The organism is Oleiphilus sp. HI0123, assembly GCF_001635315.1.
Genome location: NZ_LWGE01000614.1, coordinates 1 through 286, shown reverse-complemented (window position 1 = coordinate 286; position 286 = coordinate 1). Strand labels below are relative to the sequence as shown.

The following is a 286-nucleotide window of genomic DNA, read 5'->3' as shown; positions in this document are numbered from 1 at the left end:
TGAGCTGTGGAAAGTGAAACAAGAGCGTGATCGTATCTACAGCCTACCTGAAATGTCTGAAGAAGATGGCATGAAGGTCGCTGAATTGGAAACGCAATTTGCGGAGATGGACGGCTACAGTGCGGAGAGTCGAGCCGGGGAAATATTACTATCAGCGGGTATTGCTGAAGAATTCCACTTTGGTTTGATGGCACAAGTTGCACCAGGTTGGAAGTTAAGAGTGTTATTAGCTCAGGCTTTGTTCGCGAACCCTGATATTTTGCTTTTGGACGAACCGACCAACAAC

1 protein-coding gene is annotated in these 286 nt (G+C 46.9%); it reads left to right on the top strand.

The genetic code is table 11. From position 1 onward, the window contains the following. Nucleotides 1-286, top strand: a 286-nt coding sequence (locus A3761_RS05575) for an ATP-binding cassette domain-containing protein (RefSeq protein ID WP_156491635.1), incomplete at both ends; no start/stop codon positions are given.